Raw genomic sequence first — 6,872 nt, 5'->3', positions numbered from 1 at the left:
CGGTAGGGTAGGCGTGGAACACCTCCGCGGAGGATGTCCCTACGCCTCCCCCCAAACCGTGCGGGCACCTTTGCGATGCACACGGCTTTCCATATGCGTATACTCTCGATTGGAAACGGCCACCCGGCACGACGGGCACAGGACGATCGTCTTGCGCCGCCAGCCGGACCGTTTCCAGACTATCAGCGACCCACTCTGCAGGTCTCGAACGCGGCGGAGGTGATGCATCTCGAATGGTCCTGTCGCGCCGCCACATGCTTCGCATCGGCGAGCATGCAGCCGGTCGATTAGGTCATTCGAGTTTATGACCCACCACGCGCCTCTTGTGAGATCGTCAATTCCTTGACTTATCCAAAAGGTTCGCGTGAGGTGCTTCAGTCTCCACAGTTTGATCGTGCGAAGCTTGCCTCGGACTACAGAGGACACCTCGTAATCCGACCCTTTCCACAGACGGGCCATGATTTGTGCCCTCGTCGTTCGATGGCGCAACGCCAGCGTCTTGATGAGGCTGCGGAACACAACGAGCTCCAGCACTCCCAAGGCACGTTTGTTGTCATCGGCAAACGAGTAATAGTTGGCAAAACCACGGAACTCCGAGTTATAGGCGAGCACGGTCGCGGTGTCGCTGGTGACCAAGAACTGCTCACGAGCACGGCCGGTCTTCCTGGCGAGGTCGCCATACCCATGCCGTTTGCAGAACTCGGTTATCCGCTTGCGTGGCACACGCAGACTGATGTTGCCGGTAGTCGGCCGACGCGTAACGCGCCATGTCCGTGCTGCCGGTCCCTTGCGGTTGGACTTTCGTCCACCCCCGTAGGACGTGTACGCCGCGATGCGGTAGCCGAGGAAGGTCACTCCCTTTGAAGCGGCCTGAATCCCACTCTTCTCAGGCGAGATCGCGAGCTTCAGCGTCTCTGTCAAGAATCGCTCAACAGAGGCCATGGTCTCACGAGCCTCCTCCTTGCTGCCGATGATGCCGATCAGGAAGTCGTCGGCGTATCGACAGTAGCGGAGCCTTTTGAAATTGGGATCCATGGGATCGACGGAAGGTAGTTTCCGTCTCTCCTTATTGATGGCTTTGATCTCTGCCAATGCGGCATTGATCTCGGCCAGCTCCGCGCCGTTGGCGCGCAGCCGCTCAATCTTCCGGCGGAGGCCCAGGACGCGCCTTTGCAACGCCGCATAGGGCGGGAATGCGCGTCGGTCGCGGCCTCTATCGAATCCCGCCCTCATTGTCTGCATGTGCTGATCCAGCTCGTGCAGATAGATGTTGGCGAGCAAGGGCGATACGACTCCGCCCTGTGGTGTACCGCTGTATGTGCGTCCATAGACCCAATCTTCCATGTAACCCGCTTTCAGCATTCCTTCGATCAGACCGATGAATCTGTCATCATCGATCCGCTTCTTGAGAAGCCTGAGCAGGACGTCATGGTCGATGTTGTCAAAGAACCCACGCACATCCACTTCGATCAGCCACTTGCAACCCGTCCAAGTCTTCTTGACGAGATTTAAAGCGGTGTGACAGGACCGCCTCGGGCGGAACCCATGCGACTCACCGAGGAACACAGGTTCATAGATTGCTTCGAGGATGGTCCTGACCGCCTCCTGAACGAGTCGGTCTTCCACCGTGGGAATTCCCAGCGGTCGTGTCTTGCCGTTGCCCTTCGGGATATAAACCCGTCGGACAGGTCGGAAGCGATATGTGCCCTCTGCCACGCGACGGGCGAGGTCGGCGAGCTTCGCCAGCGACATGCCGTCGAAGGTCTTGCCGTCAACACCAGGCGTCAAGGCTCCCTTATTTTGGGAGACCTTTTCGTAGGCCCGCTCAAAGAGAAATGGAGATCTCATCAGGCGGTGAAGGCCATTGATCCGCTTGCCCGACCGCGACAAGGTCGGAAGTGATTCAATTCTCCTCTGGATGGTAGCGGCCTGCATCAGCAGAACCTCTCCGTCGAAGAATCTCTTCTACGCATACTGCAAATGCCGTTTTTAGCGGCATCGTCCTTCCCCCGATCGGAGGCGCTTTCGATCCGGTCACCCGGCCTTATACGCATGATCGTCCGCCTTGCGGCGGCTGTCCCGGCCGTTACGCCAGGCATTTGGGTACTACGACGGCTCCGTCGCCATACAGGCTCGCGAACGAACCTGCTGCAGGCGATCCCGTAGTTGCGTGTGTGGGGAGTTGCGGTGTGTTTAGGTGTCCCATTTGCTTCCTTGACCCTCCGATGGAGGTCGTCCCACGCGGACTGGTGGCAGATCGCACTGGCCGGTGCGTTTTGCCCCGCGTGGCGTAGCGTGTCAGCCGCGTTCGCTACCGCCAACCCTTTAGCGACTGGAAACTGGGATTCAGGCAATACAGCTTTCACCGTGCACACCTTACTCTGTGCTCTCCACCGGGCTGCGGCGCCCGATTTCGAGACGTTTCCCGACATGCTCTGGTCCCGTTCCTCTTTCGAGGTCTCAGTCGTTTCCGACACCGGTAAGTCGGGCAAGTAAGAGCCAAACCAGTAGGCTCCATTCTTTCGAACACTCCCTTCTTCTTCACGCCACAACGGCGCACGCCCCTCGGGCTTCGATCCCTCGCGCAAAGACTGCGGAGCTCCTCGCCGGGGGCACTCGGGAAAGGGGCTCGCCTTCGGCGATCGCTATCACTGCCCCTGTCCCGGGTGCCGCTGTTAACCGGTCTAACCGGGGTTGGAACGTCAAGTATCAAATCTGATCTGATTACCGCATTGTCGCTGTGCCTTCCGAACCTACCGTGGTGTCAAAGCTATCCGGCGATCGCGCTTCTCTTCGAGGTCGGGATCCCCGCCTCATGATGATGTTCGTGAAGAAGTGGCGGGACCATCTCGGGAGCGCAGTCACGGAGCGATCGGCTCGCGCTGCAGACCGGTTATCACCCTCGCCATTCCTCGTCCTGCCGGACTCCTTGACAGCCTTTCGGCCGTGTTCTGCTGATCAGTACATTCGGGTGTCAGGCTGCCGCTGCGGCCTCCGATCTCTCCCACCGGAAGTCGCTGCCGTCGCACCACATACGGTGCAGGATGACGGATATCTTGCGAGCCACCGCGACCAGCGCATTTTTCATGGAACTGCGCTTGGCGATGCGGATGCCCCATGCCTTTAACGAGCACCACCGTCTGGTGTTGACCATCAAAGAGTGCGCGGCTTCAAAGAGGTGCTCTCGAGCAAAGGCATCGCCGCACCGGGTGATGCGCCCGTTGTAATCGACCTCTCCGGACGCGTATTTGCCTGGGGTCAGTCCAAGATGGACGCCAACATGCCGTGATTTACGGAAGCGGCCTGGGTTATCGATGGTCGTCTTGAATGCCAAAGCTGTCAGGGGGCCAACGCCAGGAACTGTCATGAACCGGCGGCAAATAGCATCGCTCCGAACCAGGCGCCCAATCAGGCGCGTCAACACGTGTGCTTGTTCGCCGAGCATGCGTCGGGCTTCGAGCAATGGAACGACGAGAGCCTGTAACTCTCCATCAGCCACGATCAGCTCGCGTACACGTTCTTCAAAGCGGCTTTGGCCGATAAGGCCTACTTTGAATCCGAAGGTTCGAAGTGCCGCCCGAATATGATTGTTGAGGTCGCGTTGCTTGTCGAGCAGGCACCGGCGACTGCCCATCAACGCTCGTAGCTTTTGGCTGTCTTCAGATTTGATGTGAACCGCTTTAAACCACCCTGTTCGCATCATTTGCGCAAGCGCACGAGCATCGTTGCGGTCCGTCTTGACAGTTTGAGCTTGCATCACGCTCTTTGCGTGCCGGGTCTCAACACAAATGACTGGTAATCCGCCTTCCGAAAGCCCCTTGTACAGCCAGGACGAACATTGACCGGCCTCCAGCCCAACGCGCTGCAAAGCGAAGCGGGTATTTCTCAGCCAGGAAATTAGCGCCTCGGGTTCGGTATCCGTCACTCCTTCCCGGACGATATTTCCATCTCGATCAACGATGCAGATCGCGGTGCGCTTGAGAGACACGTCGAGTCCAGCGAAGTAATTCATCAGGATCTCCAGCTCATTTTGTTGGGCGAATCGATCGACGTATTATGCGCCCGAGAGGTCGGTGCCCGGTTACTTCATCTCGTTGCTGCACTCGGACCCGCGTGCCCCTTCGGGTCGCTATGCTCACGCTCTCCGGGTGCCATTTCAGTCGGCGATGCGCGTTCGCGCACGCTTGATCAGGGCCTGCGGCCCTGGGCAGCGCAAGGCCAGGTTCCCGTGAAGGAATGGGACGAGGCGGGTCACCTCGCGGATTTCACATTCTTTCACTTGTACGCGTGCGGCGAGAACCAAACCGGGCACTCGTAAGTCAAGCGCCGGGCGCGCTACGCTTGAGCTAGGTCGAGCACTCGTCGAGAGCAAGTAGATTGTCGGTCCAGACCCCATCTGCATGGGTCTGAATGAATTTGCGTCCCGAGGGGCTTTTTCGCACGGCAACCCAAGCGGTCGAATCACCCTGTTGCGTGTAGAACCTGTGCTGCTTGTTCTCGATAGAACGAACAACGTTTTCCACCTTGCCCCGCCATCTTCCTCCTTCGGGCTTCGGCCCGCCGACATCCGTGATGTGCTCATGCCGGCTCATGCGGTTCGGCTTGTGAACACAATCGATGCGGTAGGTGGCCATAGTTTACTTTCCATCGAATTTTTTTGGGGAGCGAGGATCCTGCTCGTCCCCACGACAAGGCCCTATTGTCGCTACGGTTCGAAGCAAGCACAATTGCCGAACTTGCGCGGGGCTCCGCGAATGCGTCGAGCACATCCGGCGAATCGCCCTTTAGGTGACAGTCAGCAATATCAATACCGTGTGACGGTCTTTAGTCTTTCGTCATCGAAATTGTTCCTACGGAGGTCAAGTCGACAAGCAATGCAGATCTCTCCAACGCCTGCGATCAGCTCGGGCGAGAACAGATTGTTGGAAACCCAATCAATGTCGCTCCCGAGAAGTGCACGCTGCATCGTGCCGCGAATGCGTTCGAAGCTGTGTGCTCGGGGTTGAATCGCTAGCACGTAGCTCATGCAGATTTCCGGCAAATTCGTCCCCCTTGCCGCTGCCAATCGCTATCAAATCGCGGTGCACAACATTGATCCGAAGCTCGCGATATGCCGGTCACCAATGCCGCTATACCCGGTCAGGCATTCACTTGTGGTGGCTTAGCCGCAGCCGTCCAAATCATAGCTCCCTCGGCTATTGGCGTGGTGAAGCTGCGAAGACCAAAACTAGCAACCGAGCTCGAGCGATTGACGGACCGATAGCCGGCTCGATCCTTTGCGTTACTCGGGGAGAAACGAGGCGAATCATGGAAGTTGGCTTGCGGGGTCGGAACAACCATGGGTAAATAATTGGGTGGTTTGCTTTCCCGCCGGTGACAAAAATGGCTCAATCCCGTATCCTTGCTGCTTGCGCCGTAGCGCTGATAACTCTGTTCCTCTCTTCGCCAGCAAGAGTGCAGCAGGCTCAACCGGCGCAAGGTGACGGGCAGAAGCCTGCGGTGTCGCAATCGACATCTGACGAGCCGCGATCCGATCCTTCGATTCAAAAGTCAGCGCCGTCGTCGAGCGCTGGCGCCCTTGCGAGCGGGCAGACCACGCCGAGCGATCCTCAGAAGCAGTGCGTGAAACCCGGAGAGTTCGCCATCGAACTTCGATCTGGTCGCAATCCGGTAGGCGCACCGATCGTGCTGGCCACGAACTTCTTGCCCACAAACCAGCGCGTTGACGTCGGCGTGCGCGCTCCGTTCGTCGATGGCGTACGTTATTTCGCAGGTATCGACTATGGAGATGAAACCTATCTGTTCAAGCGGCAGGACGTCCTTACGCACCGCGCGACGGAATCGGACCCGCTGGTGAAGCAGCATCTGCTCGAGCCCGACCAGACCATCGTCACATTGAACATGGGAGACGATCTGGCGTGGTTCTGGAGCAGGGTCGATCTTTATCTTTACACCTGCAACAGTCCGGTCGGACAGTCTCCTTGGCGAGTCTCGTCCATAAGCGTCCGCCTCAGTCCCTACTGGTTCAGCATCGGCGCGGTCCTTGTGGAGGTTCTGGTTCTCTACATCTGGATAGCGTTCGCGCTTCGGAAGAAGGATCACACGTTGGGATCCTTCCTGCGCGCGTTGAACCCCGCACAGGTCTCGGCGGGGTCGGATGGAAAAGGAAGCCTCTCGACCTTCCAGACGTTGGCCTTTTCCCTGGCGGTTGCTGCCCTGATCACGCTGCTGCTGCTTCAGACAGGGACGTTGGTCGATTTGTCGGGGTCGATCCTGACGCTCCTGGGCATCAGCGGCGTCGGCGCGACTATAGCCAAGGGCACCGATAGCCAACGCAACACGCTGTCGGCGGAAAACCGGGCATGGCTGCTGCGACGCAATTGGCTTCCGATGGCCAAGACGATCGTCGACCCGTCAAACGCGACCTGGCGTGACTTCTTCTCCACCGATGGCGTCTTCGATGTATATCGCTATCAGAGTTTCATTTTCGCATTGGTCGTGATCGGAGGTTTGATCGCGGCGGGCGTGAATCAGCTTTCGACGTTCGTTGTTCCGGACACGATCCTGGGTATCGTTGGACTTAGCCAACTCGTCTACATCGGCGGCAAGCTGGTGACGCCGACCAACATTTCCGATCTCAATGCGGCTATTTCCGCTCTGCGTTCCGATGAGCAGAAGCTCAAGGCTGCCGCCGTGGCCGCCAAGCAGGGGCAGGTGATGAGCCTGGCGGAGGCGATCCCGCTCGTTGGCCAAAGCACCTACGATGCCTATCGTCAGAAAGCGAGGGACGTCGCTGCCATCTTCACCGATGCGACCGGCATCGTCGTCGCGGATGCATCGCTCGAACCTCTCGTCACCTGACCAAGGAAGAC

General features: G+C 58.5%; 4 protein-coding genes. 1 reads left to right on the top strand and 3 read right to left on the bottom strand.

Annotation, left to right across the window (positions count from 1 at the left end):
• Nucleotides 1–39: 39 nt before the first annotated feature.
• The 3 genes from ltrA to AYJ54_RS01670 form a co-directional block, all read right to left on the bottom strand.
• Nucleotides 40–1,935: a group II intron reverse transcriptase/maturase gene (gene ltrA, locus AYJ54_RS01680; protein WP_063696148.1), complete on the bottom strand. Its 1,896-nt coding sequence runs from the start codon at nt 1,933–1,935 to the stop codon at nt 40–42.
• 1,039 nt (nt 1,936–2,974) lie between these two features.
• A complete protein-coding gene (locus AYJ54_RS01675; protein ID WP_063696147.1) occupies nt 2,975–4,012 on the bottom strand; it encodes an IS110 family RNA-guided transposase in 1,038 nt (345 codons plus the stop codon).
• 334 nt (nt 4,013–4,346) lie between these two features.
• The gene (locus AYJ54_RS01670; protein WP_063696146.1) at nt 4,347–4,634 is read right to left on the bottom strand and encodes a DUF3892 domain-containing protein; all 288 of its coding nucleotides are present in this window, start codon (nt 4,632–4,634) and stop codon (nt 4,347–4,349) included.
• Between the two features lie 748 nt (nt 4,635–5,382).
• Here AYJ54_RS01670 and AYJ54_RS01660 point away from each other — a divergent pair.
• Nucleotides 5,383–6,861 (top strand): hypothetical protein, encoded by a 1,479-nt coding sequence (locus AYJ54_RS01660; RefSeq protein WP_136623364.1) that lies wholly within the window; start codon nt 5,383–5,385, stop codon nt 6,859–6,861.
• Nucleotides 6,862–6,872 lie beyond the last annotated feature (11 nt).

It is taken from the genome of Bradyrhizobium centrolobii (genome assembly GCF_001641635.1).
Lineage (GTDB): Bacteria > Pseudomonadota > Alphaproteobacteria > Rhizobiales > Xanthobacteraceae > Bradyrhizobium > Bradyrhizobium centrolobii.
This window is presented reverse-complemented; position numbering and strand designations above follow the sequence as displayed.

Coding starts and splice junctions, on each gene's coding strand:
- ltrA (WP_063696148.1), bottom strand. CDS start 1,935: ATGCAGGCCGCTACCATCCAGAGGAGAATTGAATCACTTCCGACCTTG.
- AYJ54_RS01660 (WP_136623364.1), top strand. CDS start 5,383: ATGGCTCAATCCCGTATCCTTGCTGCTTGCGCCGTAGCGCTGATAACT.
- AYJ54_RS01670 (WP_063696146.1), bottom strand. CDS start 4,634: ATGGCCACCTACCGCATCGATTGTGTTCACAAGCCGAACCGCATGAGC.
- AYJ54_RS01675 (WP_063696147.1), bottom strand. CDS start 4,012: ATGAATTACTTCGCTGGACTCGACGTGTCTCTCAAGCGCACCGCGATC.